This window comes from Kribbella turkmenica, from assembly GCF_004348725.1.
GTDB classification, from domain to species: Bacteria; Actinomycetota; Actinomycetes; order Propionibacteriales; family Kribbellaceae; genus Kribbella; species Kribbella turkmenica.
In genome coordinates this window covers 1-25821 of record NZ_SMKR01000083.1, presented here as the reverse complement: position 1 = coordinate 25821, position 25821 = coordinate 1, and the positions used below count along the sequence as shown (strand labels likewise).

The window sequence follows — 25821 nt, the reverse complement described above, 5'->3', positions numbered from 1 at the left end:
GAAGGACCCATGACTCACCGCATCCTCGACGGCTATCGCGTCCTCGACTGCTCGATCGCGATGGCCGGACCCTTCGCCGCCCAACGGCTCGGCGACCTCGGTGCCGACGTCGTCAAGGTCGAGCCGGTGACCGGCGAGTGGCAGCGGCACGCCGCGGCCGGCGGCGCGCGCGGCAACGCCGTCAACGTGTCGTTCCTGTCGCTGAACCGGAACAAGCGCTCGCTCGCCGTCGACCTCAAGTCCGCCCAGGGCAAGGAGGTGCTGCTCCAGTTGGTCGGGACCGCCGACGTGTTCCTGCAGAACTACCGCCCGGGCGTGGCCGAGCGCCTCGGCGTCGACCACAAGACGCTGTCCGCGATCAATCCGCGGCTGGTCTACGTGTCCATGTCCGGGTACGGCGAGGACGGCCCGCACCGCAATCTCCCGGGCCAGGATCTGTTGCTGCAGGCAAAGTCCGGGGCGATGCTGTCGACCGGGCGGCACGGTGAGCCGCCGCAGCCGGCCGGGCAGTACCTGGTCGACGCGGTGACCGCGTCGACCGCGTTCGAGGCGGTGCTGGCCGCGCTGCTGCACCGCGAGCGCACCGGCGAGGGACAACTCGTCAAGGTGAACATGCTGGACGCGATCACCACGCTGCAGATGCAGGAGTTGTCGGTGTTCACCGCGGGGGGAGTGCCGCAGCGGCGGGGATCCGAGCCCCACGCCCACGTCTACATCAGGGCGCCGTACGGGACCTTCAAGACCGCTGACGGGTTCCTGGCGCTGGCGATGCCGGATCTGCCGACGCTCGGCCGGGTCATCGGTGAGGACACCTTCCTGACGATGGACTCCGAGGTCCACGGCTGGACGCACCGGGACGAGATCTTCCGGTCGACCGCGCGGCGTCTGCTGCTCCGGACGACCGCGGAGTGGCTGGACGAACTGACCGCGGCCGGCATCTGGTGCGGGCCCGTCTACGACTACGAGCAGCTCGTGAACGATCCGCAGATCCGGCACAACGGCACCTTCGTCGAGTACGACCACCCGACTGAGGGCCGGGTGAGGACGCCGGGCTTCCCGTACAGCTTCGAGAAGACACCCGCGACGATCGAGCGCGGCGCGCCGCTAATGGGGGAGCACAGTAGTGAGGTGCTCGAGGAGGCCGGGTTCACGCCGGATGAGATCGCCGGCCTGCTGGCGAACGGAGTGGTCGCGGAGACCCGCCTGCCGGACCCGGTGCCGTGATGGGACGTACGCCGTACCGCGGGCTGACCTGGGACCATCCGCGCGGCCGGGAGGCGCTGGTTGCCGCGGCCGGCCACTGCGGGATCGACCTGGTCTGGGACGTGCACCCGCTGAGCGGGTTCGAGTCGACACCGATCGAGCAGTTGGCCGAGCGGTACGACGTGATCGTGCTGGACCATCCGCAGCTCGGTGATGCGCTGTTGCACGATTGTCTGCAGTCGCTCGACGAGATCGTCGGCAGCGACTTCGTCGGCCCGAGTGTCGCGTCGTACCGGATGAACGGCCGGCTGTGGGCGCTGCCGCTGGATGCCGCGACCCAGGTGGCGGCCACCCGGGTGGATCTGGTCGGGGCGCCGCCGCGGCTGTGGTCCGAGGTCGTCGAGCTGTCGCGCCGGACACCCGTCGCGCTCTCGTTGGCCGGTCCGCACGCTCTGCTCACCTTCGCGTCGATCTGCGTCGCGCTGGGCGAGGAGCCCGCAGCGGCTGAGCAGTTCGTCTCGGGGCCGACCGGCCGGCGCGCCCTGGAGTTGATGGTCGAGTTGACCAGGCGCGCGCCGCGGCACACCGTGACACTCGACCCGATCGGTCTGCTCTCCGAGATGACGTCGGACGACACCCTGGCGCACTGCCCGCTGGTGTACGGGTACGTGAACTACGCGTCGGCGCGGCTGGATCGCCGGGTCACCTTCACCGACGCTCCGAGCGAGTCACCGGGATCCCGGCCGGGCTCGACGATCGGCGGTACCGGCCTCGCCGTCAGCGCGCGCTGCGACCTCACGCCGGAGCTGCTCGACCATCTGAAGTGGTTGCTGTCGGCAACAGCGCAGGAATCGTTCATCCCGGCACACGCCGGGCAGCCGTCGCGGCTCAGCGCCTGGACGTCGGACCAGGTCAACGAGCCGGTGTCCGACTTCTACCGGGCGACGCTGCGCACGATCTCGGAGTCCTGGGTGCGCCCTCGCCATGCCGGGTACGTCGGCTTCCAGTCGGCCGCCGGTGATCTGGTGCGCGAGGTCGTGGCCGGTGCGGTCTCGATCAGCGCGGGCCTGGAGCAGCTCAACAGTCAGTACGTCGGAGGAAGGATCGCATCGTGACCACATCGCCGTCCGGGGAAGTCCTGTTCGAGCAGAAGGGACACGTCGCGGTCATCACACTCAACCGGCCGGCCAAGCTCAATGCCGTCACCCAGGAGATGTCCGACGCACTGGTCGAGTTGGCGCGGTACTGCAACCAGGCCGACGACATCCGCGCAGTCGTACTGACCGGGACCGGGCGGGCATTCAGTGCGGGCTCGGACATCCGAGAGCTCGACAAGTACGCGACGCCGTGGGAGTTCCGGAACCGCGAGGACTACTGCGACTCGCTCAAGGTCCTGCGCAAACCGGTGATCGCGGCCGTGAACGGCCACGCGCTCGGTGGCGGTCTGGAGACCGCGCTGATCTGCGACATCCGCATCGCCTCGACGGCCGCGAGCTTCGCCGCCGCCGAGGTGAAGCTCGGCTGGATCGGCGGCGGTGGCATGTCCGCGTTGCTGGCCCGGTCGATCGGGCCCGGCAACACCGCGGTGATGTTGATGACCGGCGACCCGATCGACGCCGACCGCGCGCTGAGCTGGGGCCTGGTCAGCGAGGTGGTCGACCCCGACGCGTTGCTGCCGCGTGCACTGGAGCTGGCGACCACGATCGCGTCCCGCGCGCCGATCGCGGTCGAGACCGCGAAGGCCAACCTGGCAGCCGCGTACAACCTGCCGCTGGATCAGGCGATCGCGTACGAGCGGGACATCCAGACAGTGTGTTTCGCCACGCAGGACGCCGCCGAAGGCCGGGCGGCGTTCGCCGAGAAGCGCACCCCCCGGTTCACCCGGTCCTGACCTGGATGAAGGTCAGCAGGTGGTGGTCGGTTAGTGGGCCAGGTTGCGGCGGATCCAGTTCTCGATGCCGGCGACGTGGGCCAAAGAGAGGGCGGCCGCGACGCTCGGCTGACGGTCGGCGATGGCCAGGGCGATCGCCCGGTGTTCGCGCTGGGTCTGCTCGAACGAGTCCTCCTGGGTGACGCCGCGCCAGATCCGGGCGCGCTGCGTCCGCCCGGCGACGCTGTCGACGAACGAGCACAGCACCGGGTTGCCGGCCGCCGCCGCGATCCGGTGGTGGAACTCCACGTCGTTCGCCACCACCTCGCCGACAGGCGTGTCCGCGTCGACGGCCTCGGTCAGGGCCAGCAACCGCGCCGCGTCCTCGTCGCTCATCAGGCGAGCGGCCTTCTCGGCCGCCATCGGCTCGAGGGCGCGGCGCAGTTCGAACAGGTCGAGGATGCCGGAGTCCTGGTGGAAGTCGATGATGAAGCCCATCGTCTCCAGCAGCAGGTCGGGCGTCAGGCTGGTCACGTAGGTGCCGTCGCCCCGCCGGACGTCGAGGATCCGCAGCATCGACAGCACACTGACCGCCTCGCGCAGCGGGCTGCGCGAGATGCCGAGCTGCTCGGCGAGATCCGCCTCCCGCGGCAGCCGGTCGCCGGGCTTGAGCCGGCCGTCGAGGATCATCGCCTTGATCTTCTCGATCGCGACGTCGGTCAGTGCCATCCGGCTCCTCCTGGCGCTCTCACTTCCGGGTTTCGCCCGGGGGACGCAGTCGCAGCGTGGCCATGCCGCCGTCGACGGCCAGCGCCGTACCTGCGGTCGAACCGGACGACGGACCGGCGAGGTACACCACCGCGAGTGCGACCTCCTCGGCCGAGACCAGCCGGCCATGCGGCTGGCGCGCGTCGAGTGCGGCCCGCTCGGCCGCCGGATCCGGTGCGGAGTCGAGCAGGCGCTGAACCCACGGGGTGTCCGCGGTGCCCGGATTGACGCAGTTCACCCGGATCCCCTCCCGCAGGTGGTCGGCGGCCATCGCCATGGACAGTGACTGCACCGCGCCCTTCGTGGTGGAGTACAGCGCCCGTTGCGGGATGCCAGTGGTCGCGGCGACCGAGGCGACGTTGACGATCGCGGCCGCGGGCGACCGGCGCAGGTAGGGGAGTGCGGCCCGGGTGACCCGGACCGCACCCATCACGTTGACGTCGAACACCCGGTGCCACTGGTCGTCCGGGTTGTCCTCGACGGTGCCCTGGGCACCGATGCCGGCGTTGTTCACCAGTACGTCGATCCGCCCGTACGCGTCGGCCACCTCCTGCACGGCCGCTCGTACGCTGTCGTCCTCGGACACGTCGGCCTTGATCCCGAGCACTCCCTGCGGAGCTCCGCCGGGCTCGAGGTCGAGCGCCGCGACCCGTGCTCCACGGTCCGTCAGCTCTCGCGCCACGGCCGCGCCGATGCCGGACGCGCCCCCGGTGACGATCGCGACCAGGTCCTCGAACTCCGGGCTCATCGACCGGCCTCAAAGGCGACGTACTCCTGCCGCTGGCGACCCAGGCCGTCGATCTCGATCTCGACGACGTCACCCGGCCGCAGGTACGGGAACCGGCCGGACAGCGCGACGCCTTCCGGCGTACCGGTCATGATGAGGTCGCCCGGGTCGAGCACCATGTACTGGCTGAGGTGGTGGATCACCGTGGCGACGTCGAAGATCTGGTCGGCGGTGCTGGAGTCCTGGCGCGGCTCCCCGTTGACGAAGCTGCGCAGTCCGAGCTTCTGGTGCTCGATCTCGTCCGGCGTCACCAGCCACGGACCGACCGGGCTGAAGCCGGCCGCGATCTTGCCCTTGCTCCACTGGCCGCCGGAGACCTCGAGCTGGAACTCCCGCTCGGACAGGTCGTTGGCGACGACGAAGCCGGCGACGTGGTCCAGGCTGCCGGCCGGCGAGTCGAGGTACGACGCGCGCTTGCCGATGACGACGCCGAGCTCCACCTCCCAGTCGGTCTTCGTGCTGCCGCGGGGGATCGTGACCGGGTCGTTCGGCCCGGCGAGCGTGTTCGGCGCCTTGAAGAAGATGACCGGGGTCTTCGGCGGCTCGGCGCCGGACTCCGCGGCGTGCGCGGCGTAGTTCATGCCGATGCAGACGATCGCACCGGGCTTGGCGATCGGTGCGCCGATGCGCAGGTCGCCGGAGTCGTCGACGAGCGGCAGCTCACCGGCGGCCAGCGCGGCCGCGACCCGGTCCGGACCGGCGGACTCCCAGAACTCGGCGTCGAGGTCCGTGGTGAGCCCGGCGATGCTGCGCACGCCGTCAGCGGTGACGACGACCGGCACCTCGTGGCCGACAGGACCCAGGCGGGCGAACTTCATGCGTCACTCCTTCTGGTCAGAGATCGTATCTCTGACGCCATCGATGGCCTGTTGCTGCGATGCCGGCAAGATTGACACGCCAAACATATGATGTCTAGCCTCCTGTCCACAGATCAGACAGGGGAGTGACCAGCGATGCGCGTGCACCACCTGCCACCGTTCGGGCTCGGCTGCGCACCGCTCGGGAATCTGTCCCGGCCGAGCGCCGACGAGGAGGCGTCCGCGGTCCTGGAGGCCGCCTGGGACGCCGGCGTCCGGCACTTCGACACGGCGCCGCACTACGGCCTGGGCCTGTCCGAGGAACGGCTCGGCCGCTTCCTCGCCACCAAGCCCCGGGACGAGTACATCGTGTCCACCAAGGTCGGCCGGTTACTTCGCGAGAACCCTGAATGGGACGGCGTGGCACTGGACGATCAGGGGTTCGCCGTACCGGCTCGGTTGCGTCGCCGGCTCGATTACACCGCCGCCGGCGTACGGCAGAGCGCGGAGGAGTCGCTCATCCGGCTCGGCCTCGATCGTGCCGACATTCTCTACGTGCACGATCCCGAACTGTCCGGCGATCCGGGTGCCACCGAGAAGGCGTTGACCGGTCTGGCGAGTCTGCGGGACCAGAGGATGGTGACCGCGATCGGGACCGGGTCCCTCGGTGTCGACGCACTCCTGACCACGGCACGCTCCGGCCTGGCCGACGTACTGATGGTCGCCAACCGCTACACGCTGCTCGATCAGACCGTCGCACCGGACGTCCTGGAGGCCTGCGACCAGTACGGCGTGCGCATCGTCGCGGCCGCCGTCTTCAACAGCGGACTACTTGCGACCACGCCGAGCCGGGCCGCGCGGTACGACTATGGTGAGGTGCCCGACGACGTACTGGCCCGCGCACTCGCCATCGACGCGATCTGCGCCCGGCACGACGTCGAACTCCCCGCAGCCGCCATCCAGTACCCACTCCTGGACCCTCGGGTCGCGTCCGTCGTCGTCGGCGCAACCACTCCCGACCAAGTACTGCAGAACCTGACCCGCCTCGAGGCCCACATCCCGTCCGCCCTGTGGCAAGACCTGGCAGAGCAGGACCTGGTCCGCCGGCTCTGACAGCTGCCGAATCGGGGAACGTGCCGATCGTCAGGTGGACAAGAACCGGTCGATCGTCCGTCGCAGCGGCTCGCCGGCGGCAACGTCTGCCCGTGCAGCGGATCAGTCCTCGAGGTCGGCCCAGGACTGCAGCGGCATGGGGCAGGTCGGGCTGGAGCGGGCGTCCAGCTGGTCGTAGGCGACCAGGGGGCAGCGGGTGCAGTAGAGCAGACCGGTGCCCGGGTCGGTGACGAGATCGTGGCCGCGGGCCCCGCCGGCGGCCGGGCAGATGGTCGCCTCGATCTCGCGGCGGGTGGCGAAGTGGGCGCCGCAGGTGAGGCACACCGGGACTTCGCTGCCGGCGCCTTGCGATGTCATACGGGACACGTTGACCACCTGATGGCCGTTGATCTCGGCGAAGAAGTCGGTCACGGCTCTCTTTCCCCAGGGAAGGCTGCACTGCGCCTTCGGTGCCCCGCGCAAGGATTTCTACGCGTCGCCCGGGGCCGGGAGGTCGTCGCGCACGTGGAGAATTCGGTGCAGCATGGTCAGCTCAAGGGTCGACCGGAGCTGGGCGCGGGGGCCGGCCAGGGTCAGCCGGCCGCCGGTGCTCTCGAGCTGCTTGTGCAGGCGCACGAACGCGCCCAGGCCGCTGGAGTCGCAGAAGGCGAGACCCGTCAGGTCGAGGATCACCGGCCGGCCGGACTTCGCCAGCGGCCGGGTGGCGTCCAGGAACGTCGAGGTGGTGCCGAAGTCCAGCTCGCCGGAAACGGTGACCACGAGGTCCGGCCCGCGGTCCTGGACGTCGAGGGACAGCAGCTCGTCACTCACCGCCGCGTCCTCCGCAGTTTCCGGGTGTCGATCAGCTCCTGGGCGACGTCGCGCAGCTTCAGGTTGTGCTCCTGGGAGTACCGCTTGAGGATCTCGAAGGCGCGCGGCTCGTCCAGGTCGAAGCGCTCCATCAGGATGCCCATCGCCTGGCCGACCAGCTTGCGCGCGTCCACTGCCGCGGCCATCGCCTCACCGTCGCGGGCCGAGGCGACCGCGACCGAGGCGTGCCGGGCCAGGATGTGCGCGATCGCCTCGTCGTCGGCAGAGAACGCGTGCGGTTCGGTGTTGAACAGCGACAGTACGCCGACCAGTTCCGCGCCGGCGTACATCGGCACGTGCAGGGCGGATCCGAACCGCTCCGCCGGCAGCCGCTCCGCCCAGACTGGCCAGCGCGTCTCGTTGTCGACGTCGGCGACGTGCACGACCACACCCTCGGTGAGCGCGGTCACCATGGGGCCTTCCCCGAGGTCGGCCTGCAGCTCGTAGAGCGTCGTGACCAGTGGGTCGGTGACGGCCGCGACCTCGCGGCTGCCGCGGGCGGTGAGCACGACTCCCGCGTACGAGCAGGCCTCCGCCTGCAGAGCGAACTGCACGACCGTCTCGACCGTCTCGTCCACCCCGCCGGAATGGTGCAGCTCCATCGCGAGCCGGGCGAACGTGTCGGCGCCCACCTCGGGTGACTGGTCTACGACGGGACTCACGGCGCCGGAGCTCCGACCTGACTGTCTCATGGCCATATCTTGCCCTGTCGTACCAAGCTCATGGCGATACCGTGCCTCAGTTGTGCGGACCGCTGGACAGATCGGTCACCTCCCGAGAGGACGAACGCCGAGCGCGAGCAGGGCGGTGTCGTCGGTGAGACCTGATCCGAGAGCGGCGAGTACGTCGGAGAGTGCCTGGACGAGCGCCTCCGGTGAGGTTCCGGCGTACTGGGCAGCGAGCGACCGCAAGGCCTCCGGCCCGTAGAAGTCCTGCCCGCCCTCGACCCGCGCCTCGGTCAGGCCGTCGGTGTACAGGAGCAGCATGTCGCCGGGCGCGAGCCCGACGTGGGTCTGCGGGAACCTCGACGACGGCAGGATGCCGATCAGTGTGCCGTCCTCACTGAGCAGGAACTCGGACGTCCCGTTCGCCCGGACGAGCAGCGGCGGTGGGTGCCCACCCGACGCGAAGCTGACGGTGACCCGTCCGGTCTCCGGGTCGCTGCGCAGGGTTCCGGAGACGGCCGTGCAGTAGCGCAGGTCGCCACCGTCGAATCGCTCGTGCAGTACGGCGTTCAGCGTCCCGAGCGCCGCGGTCGGTTCGTGCATCGCGGCGGCTCGCAGCGTGTACCGGGCCACCGAGGTCACCGCGGCCGCGGACGGCCCTTTGCCGCACACGTCGCCGAGGAAGAAGCCCCAGCGGTCGCCGTCGATCGCGAAGACGTCGTAGAAGTCGCCGCCGAGCTCGTCGGGGGAGGCGGTGTGGTAATACGCGGCTGTGGTCACCCCGGGCACGTCCGGTAGGGCAGCAGGCAGCAACGACTGCTGGAGGACGGCCAAGGCGTCCTGCAACCGGGCGCGATCCTCTTCGGCCTGACGGCGGGCCAGTTCCGCCGCCCGGCGCTCCCGCAGGAGTTCCTCTTCGTACGAGCGCCGGATGTGGGCGTCGAAGATCGTCGTCCGGATCAGCAGCGGCTCGCCGGCGTCGTCGTACCCGACGGTCGAGGAGATCAGGACGGGCATGCGGGTCCCGCCGGCGGTCCTCAGCTCGAGGGCGACGCCACTGACCTCACCCTGCATGTGCAGCAGCGGAGCGAAGTGGGTCTCGTGGTACAGCTTGCCGCCGATGGTCAGCAGGTCGGGGAACCGGAGCCGGCCCACCACGTCGTCTCGTGGCCGGCCCAGCCAGTCGAGCAACGTGCGGTTGATCCTGACGATCGTTCCGTCCATCGACGTCGACAGCTGGCCGCAGGGTGCGGACTCGTACGCCTCCTCCGCGGTCTCGGCGCACTCGCTGCCCTCCGCCATCACAGGTTCGCGAGGAAGTCCACGATGGCCCGGTTGGTGGCGTCGGGCGCTGACAGGTGCGGGCAGTGTCCGGTGGCGTCCAGGGTCACCAGCGCCGAACCCGGGACGGTGTCCCGCACGTACGCGCCGACCTCGCGGGGCGCGATGACGTCCTGGGCGGTCTCGATGATCAGCGTCGGCACCCGGATGGACGCCAGCTCGGCGCGGCTGTCGGACAGGAATGTCGTCCGCGCGAACGTGCGTGCCATCGCCGGGTCGGTGGCGCAGAAGCTGTTGGTCAGCTCCGCACCGAGCTCGGGCCGGTCCGGTGTCCCCATGATGACCGGCGCCATCGCGGCCGACCAGCCGAGGTAGTTCGACTCGAGCGAGCTCAGCAGTTCGTCGATGTCCTCGGCGCTGAAGCCGCCGCGGTAGTCGCCGTCGTCGACGTAGCAGGGGGAGGGAGTGACCATCACCAGCGCACCGATCCGCTCCGGTGCCTGCTGTGCGGCCAGTACGCCGATCATCGCGCTCACCGAGTGGCCGACGAACACGGCATCCGTCACGTCGAGCGCGGCGCAGACCTCGAGCACGTCCTCGGTGTAGCCGCCGAGCGTGGAGTAGCGCGACTCGTCGAACGCCGAGAGCTCGGACCGGCCGGAACCGACGTAGTCGAACAGCACTACCTGGTAGTCCGGGGCCAGCGCGGGAACGGTCAGCCGCCACATGTTCTGGTCGCACCCGAACCCGTGCGCCAGCACGACGGTTCGCCCGCCCGGCCTGCCGGTGACTGCGACGTTGTTCCTGTGCAAGATGTCCACCTGCACATCCTCGCAGCCGACCTGTCCGATCCGGCGGAGGGTTCCGTTCGCGGCGTCGGGTCGGGGAAGGTGATTGCGGGCCCGCTCCCCCTGCCCCACTCCGAAGAGCGGCGGGCCCGCAATCGACTGTGGGCGGCGGATCAGGCGATCCAATAGCGGTGCAGGCGGCGACGCCGCAGTTCACGCAGGACGGACTGCTTGAGCCGGATGAGATGAGTCAGGCGATCGAGATCGGCGGAGCGCCGAGCGGTGCGCAACTCGTCCTCGACGGTGTGCAGCGAGCAGATCAGCTGGCGCACCGTGGTGGTGTCGTGATGACGCATGGAAGCCTCGCAGATCGGAAGACCCGGCGCCCGACTGTCTGAGGCTGGACCACTATCGCCGCTGGACAGTGAGGGAATCAACCCCTGCGCCGGAATTGGTCTGGTCTGGACGGGGCTGCCGCCAGGTGGTACCCAGGAAACGGTGAGGGAAGTCCGTGACCGATCGGCGCAGGGTGTGCAGTCTCGGGGAGGCACCGCCAGGAGATGAGTCCAGGCCGGTGCGGCTCGCGGACGAGCTGACAGAACTGGCCCGTGGACTGCACGACGCCGACGCGCCGGACGACGTCCTGCGCGAAGCCGTGCTGGCCGCGATCGACCTCGTCCCCGGGACCCAGGCCGGATCCGTGACCGTGCTCGTCGGCGGCGGCAAGCGGGTCGAGCACAAGGCGGCGTCGGGCACACTGCCCGCGCGCGTCGACGCGGTGATGTCCGAGTACGGCGAGGGGCCCTGTCTGGACGCCGTGCTCGAACGCCGGATCGTCCGGGTCGACGACATGCGCCGGGAGACGCGCTGGCCGGCCTTCGCCCCGCGGGCGGCCGACCTGGGGGCGCTGAGCATGCTGGCGTTCCCGATGTTCGTGAAGGACGGCAGCTTCAGCGCACTCAACCTGTACGCCGGTGATCCGGGCGCCTTCACCGACGACGCCGAGCACGTCGGCCGGCTGCTGGCCGCGCACGCGGCGGTCGCGTACTCGGGTGCCCAGCGGGAGGAGAACCTGCTCGCCGCGATCGAGACCCGGGACCTGATCGGGCAGGCGGTCGGCCTGCTGATGGAGCGCTACTCGATCTCCTCGGGCCGGGCCTTCGACACCCTGGTCCGCTTCAGCCGGCAGGCCAACCGGAAGCTGCGCGACGTCGCCGCCGAGCTCATCCGGGACGCCGAGGCCGGCGCCCTCAGGTAGTCACTCAGCGCGGCAGGTCGGCCGGCTCGTCGAAGTACTGCGAGTAGTACGCGGGACCGTCAGGAACGACTGCACGTCAGCCACCGGAGGAGTTGACCCGGGCGCGACGGGCAGCGACCAGACCGAGGACGACGGCCGCGCCGAGCAGGATCAACCCACGCAGCCACACGTCGGTCTCGATCCGCGTGAACAGCAGCAGGCAGGACGCCACACCGAGGACCGGGATCAGGGTCGGCGCCCGGAAGTGCTTCTCGGAGACGTGATCACGGCGCAGGACCAGCACAGCCAAATTGACGGCGGTGAACACCACCAGGAGGAGGAGAACCAACGTAGCGGCCAGTTCCTTGACCTCGCCGGTCAGCGCCAGCGCCAGCGACAGCAGTCCGGTGACGGTGATCGCGACCCACGGTGTGCGGCGGTTCGGCAGCAGCCGGGTGAGCACACTCGGAAGCAGACCGTCGCGTGCCATGCCGTACGCGAGCCGGGACGACATGATCCCGGTCAGCAGGGCCCCGTTGGCGACCGCCACCAGGGCGACCAGACCGAAGATCCAGGTCGGCACGCTCCCCGCGGCGCGAACCACCTCGAGCAGCGGACCGCTCGAGCCGGCAAGGTCATCGGTCGGTACCACGGCACTCGCCACCACGCCGACGAGCAGGTACACCACGGCCGCGGTCAGGAGCGCCCCGAACAACGCCCGCGGATAGGATCGCCGGGGATCCTTCGTCTCCTCGGCGATGTTGACCGAAGTCTCGAATCCGACGAACGAGTAGAAGGCCAGCACCGCTCCACTGAGGGCGGCCGCCGCAGCCCCGCTGCCCGATGCTCCCAACTCCGTCAGCCGGGCGGTGTCAGCGTCACCGCGAGCCATTACCCAGAGGCCGAGGGCCGCGATCAGCAGGAGCCCGGACACCTCGATCAGTGTCGCTGCGACGTTGGCTCGCAGCGAGTCCTTGATGCCGTACGCGTTCAGCAGACCCAGGGCCACGAGGAAGACGACGGCGACCAGGCCGACCGGGGCCGTGACGAACTCGGCCAGATAGTCACCACCGAAGGCGCGCGCCAGCGCGGCGACCGACACGATCCCGGCCGCGAGCATGCAGAACCCGATCACGAACCCGCTGAACGGCCCGAGCGCCCTGTGCACGTAGTGCGCAGCACCTCCGGCCCGCGGGTACTTCGTGACGAGCTCGGCGTACGACGTCGCCGACAGCAGTGCCAGGAACAGCGCGACGATCAAGGGCAGCCAGACCGCGCCACCCGACTCTGCGGCCACCTGACCGACCAGCACGTAGACGCCGGCACCGAGCGTGTCCCCGAGGATGAACAGGTAGAGCAGCGGCGTGGTCACCTGACGCTTCAGCGTGGCGCCACCGGAGTCGCGGGTGGCTCTGAGTTCGGTCATGCATCCGCAGTACCCAGCGGTACGGCGGCGGACTCAGCTGGCCGGCCTGTGGTGCTTGGGGCGGCGGGTGGCGATGAGTTGCTCGGCGGCGTGCTGGAGTTTGAGGCCATGCTCCTCGGCGTAGCGCCGCAGTACGGCGAACGCCTGGTCGGAGTCGAGGTCGTGCCGCTCCATCAGGATGCCCATCGCCTGCCCGACGAGCTTGCGGGCGTCGACCCGGTTCGACATGTGCTCACGCCGTTGCGCGCTCGCGACCGCGACCGCGGCGTGCCGGGCGAGGACGTGGGCGATGGCGAGATCGTCCGCACTGAAGGCGTCGCAGGAGTTCTTGTACAGGCTGAGTGCGCCGAGCGTCGCGTGTCCGGCGCGCAGCGGCAGGTGGACGACGCTGCCGAGGCCGAGAGCCACGGCCCGCCGGCTCCACGCCGGCCAGTGGGTCTCCGCGGCCGCACTCGGGATGTACAGGACGACGTTCTGCTGGATCGCCGCGATCACCGGCCCGTCGCCGTGCTCGAGCTGCGCGCCGTAGAGCGCGTGGGGAACCGCACTGCTCACCGTCCCGATGGTGATCCTGCCGTCGGAGTCGTGCAGGGCGATGCCGGCATGAGCGCAGTCGATGGCCGGGATCGCGTAGCTCACGACCGCTTCGGCGGTCTCTGCCGCGGTGGACGAGTCGTGCAGCCGGACCGCGAAGTCGGCGAAGGCATGAGCACGAGAATCCGCGCGCTGGCGGACGATGGACTGGGTCATGGCAGGGGCCTCGGTTCAGGCGCGGCTATCGGCCAGCCGATGCCCGCGTCGGAGTGCGCTTCGAGCGCCCGCCACGTCTTGACAGGAGCTCCACCATACCCCGCCTCACCAGGAACCGGTGCGGCTCGGCCACGGGACCACCTCCCGGGCCCGGATCGTTACCCGGCCGACGGTCGGCCCGAGCCGCCGCCCACGCCTGCTCGGTCGCTGGCGGCGACGTAGCGGACGCCGGGGCGGGCGAGCCGATCGAGCCAGTGGTCGAGCTCGAGCTGCCCGGTGCCGCCGTCGCGCGAGCTGCATCTGATCCGGGGTATCGCCATCGGGTCGAAGTCGCGGTGGTACGGCGACGGACACGGGTTCGCGCCGACGAGGAGCACGCCTTCGTTCCGGTACCTCGACGACCCGCTGCCGCCGGTCACCAGGGTCGACCGGTTGCGGGGACGCACCCCGAGCGGCAGGGCGAACGTCCGTGGCCGAGGAACCACGCGGCCCACGAACCCGGCGAGATCGCCGATCTGCGCCCGTACCTGTGCGTCGCTCAGGGTTCGGAGGTTCGGATGATCCATGGTGTGGTTGCCGATCTCACAGCCGAGCGTGTGCAACGTGGCGAGTGCTCGATCGGCGTCCCGGCCGGTGCAGCCGAACGGGTTCCTGTTGACGTAGAAGGACGCGACGGCCGGGAAGTCGGGATGTTCGGCGTGGAAGTCGAGCATGATCCCGACCGCACAGTCCGGCGCGACCCGGGCGGCGGAGTCGATCGCGAACTGGCTGGGCGAACCGTCGTCGAAGGTGAGGACGACCGGCGTCCGGCCGGCCGGTACGGCGCTCAGGTTCCGGCGGACGAGGTCGATGGTACGGATCGGGAAGTACTTCTCGCGGTGCAGCCGTTCGAGCTCGGCGCGGAAGAACGCCGGCGTCATGTCGTACTCGCCGGTCGCGTCCGGGACGACCCGGTGATGCATCAGGACCGGTACGACGCCGAGCTGGTTGCCGCGGACCGGTGCCGGGGCCGGCTTGCTCGCCGTGGTCCTGGCCGGCGGCGGGGAGTGGCGAGGAGAGTTGGTGGCGATCACGGGCTCGGCGTCGGCGGGAATGTCGGCGCAGCCGGCCGTCGCCACGCCGACGCCGGCCGCCGCCGCGAGGCCGAGGAAGTCGCGACGTCTCATTCGTAGATCACCAGGTCGGGCCGAGGGCGCAGGCTGAGAACCTGGGCCGGTGTCATCAGCGCACCGTGCCGGGTGTCCTCGGAGTAGAACAGCTTGAACCCGGTCCGGATGCCTTTCGGCAACCTGGTGGTGAGACCGCGGTAGGTCGCCACCTTCTGGCCGCGGTTGCCGATGCCGTCGACCGACTTCACCGTCAGCACACCCGGGTAGGCCCGCAGCGCCGACTCGCCGCGGACGATCGGTCCGGTGAGTTGGTGGAAGACGAACAGCTTCTCGGGAAGGCGGTACTTGGCAACCAGTCCGGACAGGTACGCCGCGATGCCGTTCAGCTCGGCTCCCGACGTCCGGCCGAAGACCCGTCCGGGCACCTGACCGGGGCCGACCTGCCATTCCGGATCGACCGCGAGCCCGACATCGGGTTGGCGCAGCCACGGTTCCAGCCGGCGGATCTCGTCGATCGGTTTCGCCTGGCCGGGCTGCACGTCCAGCATCAGCAGCATCTTGTGCTTGCGCGCGACGGCGAGGTACTTGCCGATCTGTTCAGGGTCGATGCGGGACCGGTACTTGCCGTCCGCCCCGGGAGCGCCTTGGGCGGTGGTCACGATCAGCTCCATCACCGGCTGGGCCACGCGTCCACCGCGATAGGACGCCGCCAGGCGCTCGAGCCGGCGGGCGCGTTCGTCCAGGTTGCCGTCCAGCGGCCCGAGCGCCGGCGAGCCGGGCGCGCCCACGAACGCGACCAGTTGGTACGCCGGGACCAGCCGCCGCCCACCACGCGGCAGTTGCGGCAACGGCGGAGCAGGTCGGGGAGCCGGAGTCGGGGTGGCCGCCGGAGTGGCCGTCGATGGTGCCGGTCTGGACTCGACTTCGTCCGCGGCCGCGCGGTCGGCCGGAATGTCGCTGCAACCGGCGGACAGGGCGAGCAGAGCGGCCAGGCAGACAAGGCGCTTGGGCACGGCAGGTCCTCGATTCCGAGGTCGTGTTGTCGAGGGCAACATCCCTGTACCCAACTGAACACATACTGTCATCAACCGTGCACGAATGGTATTCCCGCCACGCGGTTGCCGGGGCCTTCTGCGGGCGGCGCCGCGGGGGCATGATCGGTCTGTGGACGAGGCTGCGGACATGGTGCCGGTCGGTGATGACTCCCGGCCGGGGATGGGCGGGACCGCCGACATGTTCGCGCGGCTGGCGGTCGAGTTGCACGGGTCCGGGGGCGTCGGCGAGACCGTGGAGGCGGTGGTGCAGTTCGCGCTGCACGCGCTGAACTGCTCGCACGCGGGGATCGCGCTGGCGACCCGCGGCGGTCCGGAGGTACCCGCGGCGACCGATCCGATGGTGGCCGAGATCTACCACTGGCAGATGGGCGGGGGCTGTGGTCCGTTGGTGGAGTCGATGCGGAACCACCAGACCATCCTCGTCCGCGACACCGCCGCGGACCGGCGGTGGCCGGACTGGTCGGCCAAGGTGCTGTCCCTCGGTGTCCGCAGTGTGCTCGACGTACCGCTCACGACGACGTCCGGGAGCGTCGGCGTCCTCGGGCTGTACAGCGTCGCACCCGACGCCTTCGGCACCGACGACGAGGCGATCGCGGCCATCCTCGCCCGGCACGCGTCGGTCGCCGTGGCGACCGCCCGCAACGAGGAGAACCTGGCCCTGGCGGTCGACGCGCGCAAGCTGGTCGGCCAGGCCATGGGCATCCTGATGGAGCGGTACGACGTCGACTCCGACCAGGCGTTCGCCATCATGAGGCGGTACTCCCAGGACACCAACACCAAGCTGCGGGACGTGGCGCAGCGGCTGATCAGCACCCGCCGGCTGTCAGGCTGAGCGGTCCGGCACGATTCGGCCTGGGCACCGGACGCTCAGGAGCTCGGGTCGCGCGCGAGACCGGAGCTCCCAGGTCCCGTCGTTCAGCCCAGCAGCGCCGGGACCGCCCTACACCGGCCGCGTCCGGGCAGGTGCCCAGGGCATGGATCGGGGTACTGCGGAGGCATGCGACTTCGCCGTAGTCATCCTGACCGGCCGGGATTCTCCCGCCGGCGTCGTGGCCGTGGCTTCAGCTACCTGGACACCGAGGGCAAGACGATCCGGGACACCGACGTGCTCGAGCGGATCCGGACGCTGGCGATCCCACCGGCGTGGACGGACGTGTGGATCTGCCCCTACCCGAACGGCCACATCCAGGCGCTGGGCACGGACCAGGCCGGGCGGCGCCAGTACCTGTACCACGACGACTGGCGGACGGCCCAGGACGCGGACAAGCACGACCGGGTCCGTCAACTGGCCCGCAAGCTGCCCGCTTTCCGGGAGGCTGTCGACGCCGACCTGTGCACCACGGGCCTCGACCGCCGGCGCGTGCTGGCCGTCGCCCTCCGGATGCTCGACTACGGCGTCTTCCGGACGGGCAACGCCGAGTACGCCGAGGAGTACGGCAGCCGCGGTGCGGCCACCTTGCTGCGCAACGACGTCCGGGTGAGCAAGGACAAGGTCGTCTTCGACTTCGTCGCCAAGGGCGGCCAGCGGCGCAAGCTCGAGCTGGACGACGACCGGCTCGCGGTCGCGGTGCGGTCGCTGAAGCGCGGCCGGCACAAGAACCCGCGGCTGCTCGTCTACCGCGACGACTCCGGGTACCACGAGATCGACGCAGGCATGGTCAACGAACGGTTCCACGAGCTCGTCGGCGACGACTACACGGTCAAGGACCTGAGGACGTGGACGGCCACCGTGTACGCGGCCGTGGAGCTCGCGGAGGCGGACCCGCCGACCACGAAGAAGGCCTTGAACGCGGCGGTGAAGGACATGCTCCAGGAGGTCTCCGACCACCTCGGCAACACGCCGACCGTCGCCCGGGCGTCGTACATCGATCCCCGGGTCGTCGACCAGTACGAGCGCGGGCGCACGATCGCCGACATCGTCGAGCGGGTCGGCACGGACCTTGACGACGACGAGACCCGCGCCGCCCTCGAACGATCCGTGAACCGACTTCTGGACCAGGACAAGAGAGAGTAGACAGATCGATGCGCAGCGTAGTGATCACCGGTGCCGGCAGTGGGGTGGGAGCGGCGACGACGATACGGCTCGACCGGGAAGGCTGGCGGGTGTTCGCCGGTGTCCACCACGAGCACGAGGCGAAGGTGCTCGACCGGCAGACCTCCGCCGACGTGACCGTTCACCATCTCGACGTCACGAGCCCGGATCTGGTGAAGGCGTTCGCCGGTGAGGTCGACCTCGCGCTCGGCGGTCAGGGTCTGCACGCGCTGGTCGACAACGCGGGCAAGGGTTTCCTCGGTCCGCTGGAGACCTTGCCGCTGCAGAATCTGCGGGACCAGTTCGAGGTGAACGTGATCGGTCAGGTCGCGGTCACCCAGCAGTTCCTGCCGCTGCTGCGGCGGAGCGAGGGCTCCCGGGTGGTCTTCGTCGGGTCGATCGGCGGCCGGGTCGCGTCCGGGTTCGCCGGTGCCTATCACGCGTCGAAGTACGCGCTCGAGGCGATCGCGGACGCCTGGCGGCAGGAGCTGACGCCGGAAGGAATCCACGTCGTGATCGTCGAGCCGGGTCCGCTGGCGACACCGATCTGGTCGAAGGCCGCGAAGACGTTGGACTCCCTGCCACCGAACGACCTCTACCGCGAGCGACTGGACGCGCTGCGTCAGCGCGTGCAGCGCCGGGGCAAGGAGAGCGCCGGTCCGGAGGAAGCCGTGGAGCTGATCCTGCGCGCCGTCACAGCGTCCCGGCCGAGCACCCGCTACGCCAACGGCATCGCGGCCAAGGCACTGCCTGCGGTCCGTCGCCTGATCCCGGACCGCGTGTTCGACCGGATGGCGCTCCGGATCACCACGCACCCGCCGGAGGAGTCCTGACTCCGGCCCGCCGGGCGTGGAGTGAGCCCGCGGCGGGGTGGGGTACCGGGAGGCAACGATCACGATAGGAGCAGCTGATGCCGGAGACGACGTCGAGCCGTAACAGTGGGCGCGACTGGACCGAGGACGAAGTCGCCCAACTGCGGGAACTGGCCGGCGGCAACACGCCCGTCGGCGTGATCAGCGTGCGGCTCGGCCGCACCGAGGACGCGATCCGGTCCAAGGCGCAGGCCGAGGGGATCTCGCTCTCGCCCCCGAACCGGTCACCGTACGGCGACATGAGCTGACCGCCGGACTGATTAGCGCCGTTTGCGGAGGGTACCGAGTGCGGTACAAGGCGTAACGATGTTGCGCAGGGCAAGATGTCGAGAGTGAAAGGGCGGTTCACCTCATGAGACCCATCGCACGAATGGTTGCTGCCGCCGGCATAGTCGTGGCGGCAGCGGTCGGCAGCGGCGTGACGGCGGCGCACGCGGAGCCCACGGTCGGTACGGTCAGCGCGGGCATCCAAGCGGAAGGCGAGGTCGCGTGCGGCTACGACTACGCGGCATGCTGGCGGCAGTGGTACGAGTACGGGTTCGTCAAGAACTACATCGTCAGCGAGATCTACTACCGCGGTGGCGGCTACCACTTCTTCTGGTGGAACTGATCGTCGGGACCAGGCCCCCGGCCGCGCCGCTGGGCGCGACGACTCCGGCGACGCCGTCGCGCATCGCGGACGGCCGGTGGGCCGGTAGACCTGCAGTGTTCCCTGCTCGGGAAACAGTTGTGTCACTCTTGCCACGAAGACCGCCGCGCCGATCCGACAAGCCTCGCCGAGGTCTCCGACAAGCCTTCGTCTACAGCGCTGTAGACAGTCGTTTTACAGCGCTGCAAGGTCGCGGCATGCCGGCAGCCGCCCCAACATCCTGTTGCTGATGACGGAGTAGCACCCAGGCCGGTTTCACCGCCGGGTCCGGTTTCGGGCTGGACACCACGCTCGGTGTGATCCGCGCGCTGCAGACCCGCGGCCTGCGGGTGCCGGCCGACGTCGCAGTGGCCGGGTTCGACGACATCCCGTACGGCCGCGCTGGCCGGACGGACGACGTACGAGGTGTCCGAACAGCGGGCCTCGTTCGAGTTGATCGTCCGCGAGAGCACCGGCGGGGTCAGCGTCGGAGCGTGAACGACAGCAGGGTGATGCTGTGTGGCGGGAAGTCGTAGGTCCCGTTGGGCAGCTTCTGCTCGCCGCGATCGCGGAGGCCCACCTGGTCCGGGGCGCTGAGACTGTTGGACGCCAGTACGTCGTCCACGTCGGCGCCGAGGTCCTTGACCGTGGCCAGCGAGGGTAGTGCGTCGACCCGCTCGTCGAGCGTGAGCGTCGCCCGGACCGCGTCAGTGCGATGGCGATTGATGACCGCCAGCCGCACCGAGCTCCCGTCGGCGGTCTCGGTCGCGGACACGTCGAGGTCGGCGACCGTCGCCGTACGGGCCTGGAACTGGCCGTTGTGGTCGCGCTCGTCGCCCTGACGCACGGCCGCGAGCCGGCCGGGGGAGCGGACGTCCGCCGTCAGCCCGACCGGACCGAGGTGGTTCTGGTAGAGGTCCCACACGTGGTACGTCGCCGCGCGCACCGAGCCACCGGGACGGGCGACGACCACACCGTTGGCGTTCAGCAGGTTGACCGTGTTGGCCATCGTGACCGGCACCTCCAGTCCGCCGGCCCGATGGAGCGCGTGGAACACACCGGCGTAGAACAGGGCATCCGCGAGTGTCCTCGGACTCCACCGGTTCACGCGGTGCGGCCCGTCGGTGGTCAGGCCGTCGAGGTCGCGGTCGGCCGTCCCGCCGTCGTCGGACGGCTGCGGTGCCGGCCAGGCCGACGGCTCGACGTGGCGGATGTTCCACTCGTCGAGGGCGAGCCCGAGTGGTCGCCGGAGGTCGTGACGGGCCGCGAGGTCGGTGACCAGGGCCGAGTAGTTCTGGATCTCCTGCTCGAAGTACAGCGACTGGGCAACGATCGCGTCGTACTCGTCCGCGCCGTCGGTGAGCTGCGTGGTGGCGCCGTACAGGTGGAACGAGAGGTAGTCGATCTGGTCGCCGACCGCCTCGAGGACCGCATCGGTCCAGCCCTGCCGGTCGTCGGTCAGGCCGACCGCGACGAACTGCAGGGTGGGATCGACGGCACGCATGAAGCGGGCGTGCTCGCGGGCGTCCGCGGCGTACTGGGTCGCGGTCCGGTGGCCCATCTGCCAGCGGCCGTACACCTCGTTGCCCAGGCCCCAGTACTTGACGCCGTACGGCGAGGGATGACCGTTGGCCGCGCGTTGCCGGGTGTACGAGGTGTCGCCCGCGTGGTTGGTGTACTCCACCCAGCGGACCGCTTCGTCGACGTCGCGGCAGCTGTGCGCGAGGTACGGCTCCGTGCCGGCCTCGGCGCACCAGGCGAGGAACTCGTCCGTGCCGAAGCGGTTGGACTCCTCCTCGCCCCACGCGAGCTCGAGCCGGCGCGGCCGCGCGTCACGCGGACCGATGCCGTCCTCCCAGTGGTACGCCGAGGTGAAGTTGCCGCCCGGCCAGCGGACGACCGGTAGCCCGAGCTCCCGGCAGAGCTCCAGCACGTCCCGGCGCAGGCCGTTGCGGGGCCCCGGTCCGTCGTACGACAACGGCGAGCCCTCGTCGAAGACCCCGCCCTCGATGTTGCCGAAGAAGGCCGACTCGAGGAAATGGCCGTAGATGAGCGGGTCGATGGGGTTGCGCCGATCGCGGCGGATGTCGATGGTGGCGGGCTCGGTCACTGGTCACCTCGGTTGGTGTACGTCGCTTCGTCCAGACCACTGAGGGTAGGGTCGTAGCCCACCTCGCCGACGTCGTACATCGACGTCATCCAGTGGTAGAAGTTGTCGCCCCGGTCGCGCAGGACGGTGTAGAGCCGGCGCATCATCCGGCTGCGGACCTCCGCGAGCTCGGGGTGCTCGTAGACGTTCTGCAACTCGTCCGGGTCGGTCGCCAGGTCGTAGAGCTCGTTCACCGAGTCCGGGTTGACGACGAGCTTGTAGCGGTCGGTGCGCAGCATCCGCTGCGGGTACGGGAAGTGGTGCCCGTGGAACTCGCAGACGATGTCCTGCTCCCACTCCACCTCGCCGTCACCGGTCAGCGGCAGCAGACTGCGCGAGTCGACCGCGAGCTTCGGGTCGAGACCGGCGAGATCGAGGATCGTCGCGGTGCAGTCCAGCAGGCTGACGAACTCGTCGCGGACCACACCCGGCCGCTGGCCGGGCACCCGCAGCAGGCCAGGAGTCCGGTAGATGTCCTCGTACATCGCCGGGCCCTTGTCGTGCAGCCGGTGCGAGCCGGTGAACTCGCCGTGGTCGCAGGTGAAGAAGACCGCGGTGTCGTCGACCAGGCCGAGCCGTTCGAGGGCGGCCATCACCCGGCCGAGCTGCTCGTCGATCAGGGCGACGTACCCCTGGTAGACCGCGATCAGCTTCCGGGTCGTCTCGATCGGCATCGTGTCGAAGGTCCAGTGCGCGCTGTAGTTCTTCTGCACCGGCGGCTTGCCCTCGAAGGTCTCCGCGATCGACCGGGGCAGTTCGACGCCGGCCGGGTCGACGAGGTCGAAGTACTCGTCGGGCAGGATGTACGGCAGGTGCGGCCCGAACAAGTGCAGGGCGAGGAAGAACGGCTGCTGCCGGGAGCGGGCGTCGGCGGCGTACCGCTCCAGCAGCTCGATCGTGCGGGTCGCCAGATAGTACTCGAACGTCGCCTCGACCGGCTGGTGCAGCCGGGCCGCCAGCAGGTTGCCCGGACCGCCGTTCGGCAGCGTGCCGCGGATCCGGTCGGAGATCTCGTACGGCGGCAGGCCGTGCTCGGCCAGGTAGTCGAGGTAGTCGGGGTGGTCGACGGGGTTGTGCCAGCCCGGGAGCTCGGGCCCGTCGAAGCCGAAGTCGCGGGCGGTCTTGTCGGTGCCGACGTGCCACTTGCCGACGAGTCCGCAGTTGTAGCCCCGCTCGCGCAATGCCTGCGAGAAGGTGAACTGCCCGTCGGCCAGATCCTCGATGTAGCCGACGTTGCGCTCGTAGTTGGCCAGCAGCCGGTGCCTGAAAGGTGCCTGGCCGGTGAGCAGGCTGGCCCGGGCGGGGGTGCAGATCGCGGTCGGCGTGTACCACCGGTCGAACCGGGTGCCGGTCCTGGCGAGCTCGTCCAGCACCGGCGTCGTGGCCCGTTGGTTGCCGTAGGCACCGAGCGTGTCGACCCGGTGCTGGTCGGTCATCAGGAACAGGATGTTCTTCGCGTCGCTCACCGGGCGACCGCCGCCGCCGGCCGGTCGCCGTGACCGTGACCGTGACCGCGCTGCAGGGCGCGGAAGTCGTCGAGCCACGAGTAGCCCTGGCCGGTGAGACCGTCGGCATCCGGCTGCACGGTGTACGGCGCGAACACGCTGTTCAGCAGCCAGGGACTGGACGTGACCTGGAAGTCCCGCACCATCAACGCGTCCTGCCGGAAGCCGTACGACGCGAACGCGAGCCGGCCGGTGTCCCGGAACCGCTGCACCTGCTCCCGCAGGAAGTCCTTGTTGGCCTCGTACCAGGGACTGGCGGCGAGGAAGTCGTTCCACTTGCGCTGGGAGAACGGGTTCTCGGTCGCCGCCCGGATCACCTCCCAGACCTTCGTGTCCGGGGCGTAGCCGTACCGCTGGGCGAAGTCCACGGGGATCGTGTCGCCGAGATGCGCCTTCCACAGCCAGACCAGCGAGAACTCGGTGACGAGGAACTTCTGGTCCGGGCGGAGCCGCGGGAGGACATAGTCGAGGAACGGCTGAACCGCCTGCACGCTCGGCACGTGCGGGTGGATGTCCACCCCCTCGAGCTCGGGCGTCTCGCGGACGAACGTCATCCAGCGCTCCGCGGCCGGGGTCAGGCGGTCGGGCAGGTCCAGCCGGTTGAGCGCGCCCATGTACAGCCGGGTCGGGCAGCGCTCGCCGCAGTGCTCCCGGCGGTAGGCGATCACGTGATCGGCAACCGCCTCGTAGAACACGTTCAGCCGCTCGTCCCGCTCGGCCGGGCGGCTCTCGATGAACGGTTCGTTGCCGATCGCAAGGATGTCGACGGTGCCGACCAGCAGCGGCAGGACCTTGTCCAGCCGGGCGAGCTCGGCGGCCAGCTCCGGGCTGCCGGCCGCGGGCAGGGCGCGATCGGCGAACGGGAACTTGAGGCTGAGCGCCGTACCGTAGCCGCGCCGGTGGGCGTCCTGGACGGTGCGGATGGCGAAGTGGTTCGCCGGATCCGCCTCGTCGGCCCACGGCAGCGCGAAGAACCCGCGGATCCAGCCGGCGTGCGCCGCCCGGAGCTCGTGGTAGTCCACGCTGTCGAGGTTCTGGTTGTAGTTCGCCCCGAGCGCGCCGTCCGCGGCCCGCGGCCCCGGGGATGCTGTCGCGGGGGTCGCCGCGGTGAGTGCGACCGCGGCGCCGAGCGCCGTCAACGTCACCAGACGAAGCATCGTCACTCCCTTGATCATCGGTGGAAGGCCCGGACCCTGCTGTCTCCCCATCGGGCCTGGTTAAGTTAGCGCTACCATTGGTGTCGGTCAAGGGTTTGGCCACCCGGGGCCTACCATCAGGGCGATGGGCCGCGCGAGTGCGCGGCACGGACGAGAGGGAGGGCCGGGGATGCCGCGTCGTGCCGGTGAGCGCCGTCGTCTCGGGCAACCGTCGATGGCCGACGTGGCCGCCGTCGCCGGGGTGTCCGCGGTCACCGTGTCCCGGGTGGCGAACGGCCACGCCTCGGTCACGCCCGAGACCCGGGAACGCGTCGAGCAGGCGATGAAACAGCTGGGCTACCGGGAGAACACCGCGGCCCGGGCCCTGGCGACCGGGCGCTTCGGCACCATCGGCGTGGTCTCCTTCGACCTGACCGCCACCGGCAACCTCTACATCGTCGACGCGGTCATCCGCGAAGCCCAGCAGGCCGGGTACGGCGTCAACCTGGCCACCCTGGACGCCGCCATCGACGCCCGGCTACAGGCCGCCGTCCGCCGGCTGACCAGCCTGGCCATCGACGGCCTGGTCGTGGTCGAGGCGCGCATCCTGGACGCGCCGAGCCTCCGGCTGCCCGACAACGTCCCGGTCGTCGTCGCGGAAGGTGCGTCCGACGTCGGATACCCCGCGGTGGGAGCCGATCACGGCGCCGGCGCGACCGCGGCGGTCGACCATCTGCTGAGCCTGGGTCACCGCACCGTGCACCACGTCAGCGGGCTGGCCGACTCCTATCCCGCGGTCCGCCGGCGGGACGCCTGGCAGCGGGCTCTGCGGCGGCGTGAGTGTGCGGTGCCGCCGCCGGTCGTCGGCGACTGGTCCGCCGCGTCGGGCTACGCCGCCGGGCTGGAACTACTGAAGGATCCCGGGGTGACCGCGATCTTCGCGGCCAACGACCAAATGGCGGCCGGCGTCCTGCGCGCGGCCGCGGAGTCCGGCCGTCGGGTCCCGGACGACCTGAGCGTGGTCGGGTACGACGACGCCGAGGTGGCCGGCTTCCTGTCGCCGCCGCTGACGACGGTCCGGCAGGACCTCGACGGGGTGGGCCGGCACTGCGTGAGCGTGCTGCTGTCCTCGATGCGCGGAGAGAAACTGGACTGGTCCACCCGGCTGCTGGCCCCCGAACTGGTGATCCGCGCCAGCACCGCGCCGCCGGCCTGATCTGCTCCGCCGCAACCTCTTGACGGCCTTCGGGGCGCTGCCTATGTTAGCGCTACCACGAGCCGCAAGGAGTTTGGCCATGACCGACCAGAGGATTTCCCGGCGCCGGATGCTCGGCCTGTCGGGTGCGCTCGGGATCTCCGCCCTACTGCCCGCCTGTACCGGCGGCGGGCAGTCCAGTGAGCAGGCGACGGCCGGCGCGGCCTCGGCGTCCGGTGCGGTCACCTGGTGGGACCAGTACCGCCCGCTGACGAAGCTCTTCACGAACGACGTCTTCGCCGGCTACATGAAGGAACACGCCGGGGTGAAGGTGACCCGCCGGGAGATGCCCGCGCCCGACCTCGCGCAGGCGCTGCAGATCGGACGACGCAGCAACCAACTGCCCGACGTGCACTCGATCGCCGGGCTGGAGGCCGCGCCGGCCGCCCTGGTGAGCGAGGGCTGGTTCCGGCCGATCGGCGACCTGGTCGACGTCGAGGGCAGCCCGGTCGGCGACTACCTGTACGACGGGATCCACCGGTTCGACGGCAAGGTCTACACGTTCCCGGTGTTCACCGGTCGCTGGCACGACGCGATCCCGTGGAC

29 protein-coding genes are annotated in these 25821 nt (G+C 70.2%); 13 read left to right on the top strand and 16 right to left on the bottom strand.

Annotated features, from left to right (window positions below; translation table 11 throughout):
- The first annotated feature begins 9 nt into the window (after window positions 1-9).
- From E1218_RS19615 to E1218_RS19605, 3 genes are read left to right on the top strand one after another with little or no spacing between them, the layout of a single operon-like run.
- Window positions 10-1224, top strand: a complete 1215-nt coding sequence (locus E1218_RS19615; RefSeq protein WP_132322197.1) for a CaiB/BaiF CoA transferase family protein — start codon at window positions 10-12, stop codon at window positions 1222-1224.
- A complete protein-coding gene (locus tag E1218_RS19610; RefSeq protein WP_132322195.1) occupies window positions 1224-2318 on the top strand; it encodes an extracellular solute-binding protein in 1095 nt (364 codons plus the stop codon). Before E1218_RS19615 ends, E1218_RS19610 begins: the two co-directional genes overlap by 1 nt.
- Window positions 2315-3094 carry an enoyl-CoA hydratase/isomerase family protein gene (locus tag E1218_RS19605; RefSeq protein ID WP_132322193.1) on the top strand — a complete coding sequence of 260 codons (780 nt, stop codon included), beginning with the start codon at window positions 2315-2317 and terminating at the stop codon, window positions 3092-3094. The genes E1218_RS19610 and E1218_RS19605 overlap by 4 nt, the downstream gene beginning before the upstream one ends.
- A 30-nt stretch (window positions 3095-3124) precedes the next feature.
- Here the strand turns inward: E1218_RS19605 and E1218_RS19600 are convergent, their stop codons facing one another.
- The 3 genes from E1218_RS19600 to E1218_RS19590 are packed head-to-tail and all read right to left on the bottom strand — an operon-like array spanning window position 3125 to window position 5446.
- Window positions 3125-3802, bottom strand: coding sequence for a FadR/GntR family transcriptional regulator (locus tag E1218_RS19600; RefSeq protein WP_132322191.1), 678 nt, complete (start codon window positions 3800-3802; stop codon window positions 3125-3127).
- A 19-nt stretch (window positions 3803-3821) separates the two neighbouring features.
- Window positions 3822-4589: an SDR family NAD(P)-dependent oxidoreductase gene (locus E1218_RS19595; RefSeq protein ID WP_132322189.1), complete on the bottom strand. Its 768-nt coding sequence runs from the start codon at window positions 4587-4589 to the stop codon at window positions 3822-3824.
- On the bottom strand, window positions 4586-5446 hold the full coding sequence (locus tag E1218_RS19590; RefSeq protein WP_132322187.1) for a fumarylacetoacetate hydrolase family protein: 861 nt from the start codon (window positions 5444-5446) through the stop codon (window positions 4586-4588). Before E1218_RS19590 ends, E1218_RS19595 begins: the two co-directional genes overlap by 4 nt.
- Window positions 5447-5581: 135 nt before the next feature.
- Between E1218_RS19590 and E1218_RS19585 the strand changes: the two genes are divergently transcribed.
- Complete coding sequence (locus E1218_RS19585) at window positions 5582-6538, top strand: aldo/keto reductase (RefSeq protein WP_132322185.1); 957 nt, start codon at window positions 5582-5584, stop codon at window positions 6536-6538.
- 102 nt (window positions 6539-6640) lie between these two features.
- Here the strand turns inward: E1218_RS19585 and E1218_RS19580 are convergent, their stop codons facing one another.
- From E1218_RS19580 to E1218_RS36160, 6 genes are all read right to left on the bottom strand, one after another.
- Window positions 6641-6949: a hypothetical protein gene (locus tag E1218_RS19580; protein WP_132322183.1), complete on the bottom strand. Its 309-nt coding sequence runs from the start codon at window positions 6947-6949 to the stop codon at window positions 6641-6643.
- A gap of 57 nt (window positions 6950-7006) precedes the next feature.
- Complete coding sequence (locus E1218_RS19575; RefSeq protein WP_132322181.1) at window positions 7007-7348, bottom strand: STAS domain-containing protein; 342 nt, start codon at window positions 7346-7348, stop codon at window positions 7007-7009.
- Window positions 7345-8049 carry a GAF and ANTAR domain-containing protein gene (locus E1218_RS19570; protein ID WP_407657623.1) on the bottom strand — a complete coding sequence of 235 codons (705 nt, stop codon included), beginning with the start codon at window positions 8047-8049 and terminating at the stop codon, window positions 7345-7347. Before E1218_RS19570 ends, E1218_RS19575 begins: the two co-directional genes overlap by 4 nt.
- A gap of 105 nt (window positions 8050-8154) precedes the next feature.
- On the bottom strand, window positions 8155-9354 hold the full coding sequence (locus E1218_RS19565; protein ID WP_132322177.1) for a PP2C family protein-serine/threonine phosphatase: 1200 nt from the start codon (window positions 9352-9354) through the stop codon (window positions 8155-8157).
- Window positions 9354-10154: an alpha/beta fold hydrolase gene (locus E1218_RS19560; RefSeq protein ID WP_132322175.1), complete on the bottom strand. Its 801-nt coding sequence runs from the start codon at window positions 10152-10154 to the stop codon at window positions 9354-9356. The genes E1218_RS19565 and E1218_RS19560 overlap by 1 nt, the downstream gene beginning before the upstream one ends.
- 140 nt (window positions 10155-10294) lie before the next feature.
- Window positions 10295-10453 (bottom strand): hypothetical protein, encoded by a 159-nt coding sequence (locus E1218_RS36160; protein ID WP_165949336.1) that lies wholly within the window; start codon window positions 10451-10453, stop codon window positions 10295-10297.
- Between the two features lie 242 nt (window positions 10454-10695).
- On the opposite strand from E1218_RS36160, the gene E1218_RS19555 reads away from it, so the two are divergent.
- The gene (locus tag E1218_RS19555) at window positions 10696-11379 is read left to right on the top strand and encodes a GAF and ANTAR domain-containing protein (RefSeq protein WP_165949335.1); all 684 of its coding nucleotides are present in this window, start codon (window positions 10696-10698) and stop codon (window positions 11377-11379) included.
- 76 nt (window positions 11380-11455) lie between these two features.
- Here E1218_RS19555 and E1218_RS19550 read toward each other — a convergent pair whose 3' ends face one another.
- The 4 genes from E1218_RS19550 to E1218_RS19535 all read right to left on the bottom strand — a co-directional run bounded on the left by E1218_RS19550 (window position 11456) and on the right by E1218_RS19535 (window position 15656).
- Entirely contained in the window at window positions 11456-12784 is a 1329-nt protein-coding gene (locus E1218_RS19550; RefSeq protein WP_132322171.1) for an APC family permease, read from the bottom strand.
- Window positions 12785-12817: 33 nt separating this feature from the next.
- Complete coding sequence (locus E1218_RS19545; protein WP_132322169.1) at window positions 12818-13534, bottom strand: GAF and ANTAR domain-containing protein; 717 nt, start codon at window positions 13532-13534, stop codon at window positions 12818-12820.
- A gap of 158 nt (window positions 13535-13692) precedes the next feature.
- Window positions 13693-14700, bottom strand: coding sequence for a polysaccharide deacetylase family protein (locus E1218_RS19540; RefSeq protein ID WP_132322167.1), 1008 nt, complete (start codon window positions 14698-14700; stop codon window positions 13693-13695).
- Window positions 14697-15656 carry a hypothetical protein gene (locus E1218_RS19535; RefSeq protein WP_132322165.1) on the bottom strand — a complete coding sequence of 320 codons (960 nt, stop codon included), beginning with the start codon at window positions 15654-15656 and terminating at the stop codon, window positions 14697-14699. Before E1218_RS19535 ends, E1218_RS19540 begins: the two co-directional genes overlap by 4 nt.
- Window positions 15657-15825: 169 nt before the next feature.
- Here E1218_RS19535 and E1218_RS19530 point away from each other — a divergent pair, with 169 nt between their 5' ends.
- From E1218_RS19530 to E1218_RS37810, 6 genes are all read left to right on the top strand, one after another.
- On the top strand, window positions 15826-16530 hold the full coding sequence (locus E1218_RS19530; protein ID WP_132322213.1) for a GAF and ANTAR domain-containing protein: 705 nt from the start codon (window positions 15826-15828) through the stop codon (window positions 16528-16530).
- A gap of 165 nt (window positions 16531-16695) precedes the next feature.
- Window positions 16696-17712: a DNA topoisomerase IB gene (locus E1218_RS19525; protein ID WP_132322163.1), complete on the top strand. Its 1017-nt coding sequence runs from the start codon at window positions 16696-16698 to the stop codon at window positions 17710-17712.
- A gap of 8 nt (window positions 17713-17720) precedes the next feature.
- A complete protein-coding gene (locus E1218_RS19520) occupies window positions 17721-18563 on the top strand; it encodes an SDR family oxidoreductase (protein WP_132322161.1) in 843 nt (280 codons plus the stop codon).
- 77 nt (window positions 18564-18640) lie between these two features.
- Window positions 18641-18850 (top strand): hypothetical protein, encoded by a 210-nt coding sequence (locus E1218_RS19515; RefSeq protein WP_132322159.1) that lies wholly within the window; start codon window positions 18641-18643, stop codon window positions 18848-18850.
- 104 nt (window positions 18851-18954) lie between these two features.
- Window positions 18955-19212, top strand: coding sequence for a hypothetical protein (locus tag E1218_RS19510; protein WP_132322157.1), 258 nt, complete (start codon window positions 18955-18957; stop codon window positions 19210-19212).
- A 335-nt stretch (window positions 19213-19547) separates the two neighbouring features.
- The gene (locus tag E1218_RS37810; protein WP_267900318.1) at window positions 19548-19766 is read left to right on the top strand and encodes a hypothetical protein; all 219 of its coding nucleotides are present in this window, start codon (window positions 19548-19550) and stop codon (window positions 19764-19766) included.
- Here E1218_RS37810 and E1218_RS19500 read toward each other — a convergent pair.
- The 3 genes from E1218_RS19500 to E1218_RS19490 are packed head-to-tail and all read right to left on the bottom strand — an operon-like array spanning window position 19712 to window position 24041.
- Window positions 19712-21340 carry an alpha-L-arabinofuranosidase C-terminal domain-containing protein gene (locus E1218_RS19500; RefSeq protein WP_132322155.1) on the bottom strand — a complete coding sequence of 543 codons (1629 nt, stop codon included), beginning with the start codon at window positions 21338-21340 and terminating at the stop codon, window positions 19712-19714. The two genes, E1218_RS37810 and E1218_RS19500, sit on opposite strands and share 55 nt — an antisense overlap.
- The gene (locus E1218_RS19495) at window positions 21337-22845 is read right to left on the bottom strand and encodes a sulfatase-like hydrolase/transferase (protein ID WP_233712330.1); all 1509 of its coding nucleotides are present in this window, start codon (window positions 22843-22845) and stop codon (window positions 21337-21339) included. Before E1218_RS19495 ends, E1218_RS19500 begins: the two co-directional genes overlap by 4 nt.
- Complete coding sequence (locus tag E1218_RS19490) at window positions 22842-24041, bottom strand: hypothetical protein (protein WP_202866095.1); 1200 nt, start codon at window positions 24039-24041, stop codon at window positions 22842-22844. Before E1218_RS19490 ends, E1218_RS19495 begins: the two co-directional genes overlap by 4 nt.
- 169 nt (window positions 24042-24210) lie before the next feature.
- On the opposite strand from E1218_RS19490, the gene E1218_RS19485 reads away from it, so the two are divergent.
- Window positions 24211-25236, top strand: a complete 1026-nt coding sequence (locus E1218_RS19485; RefSeq protein WP_202866094.1) for a LacI family DNA-binding transcriptional regulator — start codon at window positions 24211-24213, stop codon at window positions 25234-25236.
- A 79-nt stretch (window positions 25237-25315) separates the two neighbouring features.
- Window positions 25316-25821, top strand: a 506-nt coding sequence (locus E1218_RS19480; protein WP_165949334.1) for a type 2 periplasmic-binding domain-containing protein, incomplete at its 3' end; no start/stop codon positions are given.

Coding starts and splice junctions, on each gene's coding strand:
- E1218_RS19530 (WP_132322213.1), top strand. CDS start 15,826: ATGGTGCCGGTCGGTGATGACTCCCGGCCGGGGATGGGCGGGACCGCC.
- E1218_RS19585 (WP_132322185.1), top strand. CDS start 5,582: ATGCGCGTGCACCACCTGCCACCGTTCGGGCTCGGCTGCGCACCGCTC.
- E1218_RS19510 (WP_132322157.1), top strand. CDS start 18,955: ATGAGACCCATCGCACGAATGGTTGCTGCCGCCGGCATAGTCGTGGCG.
- E1218_RS19490 (WP_202866095.1), bottom strand. CDS start 24,041: ATGCTTCGTCTGGTGACGTTGACGGCGCTCGGCGCCGCGGTCGCACTC.
- E1218_RS19565 (WP_132322177.1), bottom strand. CDS start 9,354: ATGGCGGAGGGCAGCGAGTGCGCCGAGACCGCGGAGGAGGCGTACGAG.
- E1218_RS19610 (WP_132322195.1), top strand. CDS start 1,224: ATGGGACGTACGCCGTACCGCGGGCTGACCTGGGACCATCCGCGCGGC.
- E1218_RS19485 (WP_202866094.1), top strand. CDS start 24,211: ATGCCGCGTCGTGCCGGTGAGCGCCGTCGTCTCGGGCAACCGTCGATG.
- E1218_RS19545 (WP_132322169.1), bottom strand. CDS start 13,534: ATGACCCAGTCCATCGTCCGCCAGCGCGCGGATTCTCGTGCTCATGCC.
- E1218_RS19615 (WP_132322197.1), top strand. CDS start 10: ATGACTCACCGCATCCTCGACGGCTATCGCGTCCTCGACTGCTCGATC.
- E1218_RS19595 (WP_132322189.1), bottom strand. CDS start 4,589: ATGAGCCCGGAGTTCGAGGACCTGGTCGCGATCGTCACCGGGGGCGCG.
- E1218_RS19590 (WP_132322187.1), bottom strand. CDS start 5,446: ATGAAGTTCGCCCGCCTGGGTCCTGTCGGCCACGAGGTGCCGGTCGTC.
- E1218_RS19525 (WP_132322163.1), top strand. CDS start 16,696: ATGCGACTTCGCCGTAGTCATCCTGACCGGCCGGGATTCTCCCGCCGG.
- E1218_RS19550 (WP_132322171.1), bottom strand. CDS start 12,784: ATGACCGAACTCAGAGCCACCCGCGACTCCGGTGGCGCCACGCTGAAG.
- E1218_RS19520 (WP_132322161.1), top strand. CDS start 17,721: ATGCGCAGCGTAGTGATCACCGGTGCCGGCAGTGGGGTGGGAGCGGCG.
- E1218_RS19600 (WP_132322191.1), bottom strand. CDS start 3,802: ATGGCACTGACCGACGTCGCGATCGAGAAGATCAAGGCGATGATCCTC.
- E1218_RS19515 (WP_132322159.1), top strand. CDS start 18,641: ATGCCGGAGACGACGTCGAGCCGTAACAGTGGGCGCGACTGGACCGAG.
- E1218_RS19540 (WP_132322167.1), bottom strand. CDS start 14,700: ATGAGACGTCGCGACTTCCTCGGCCTCGCGGCGGCGGCCGGCGTCGGC.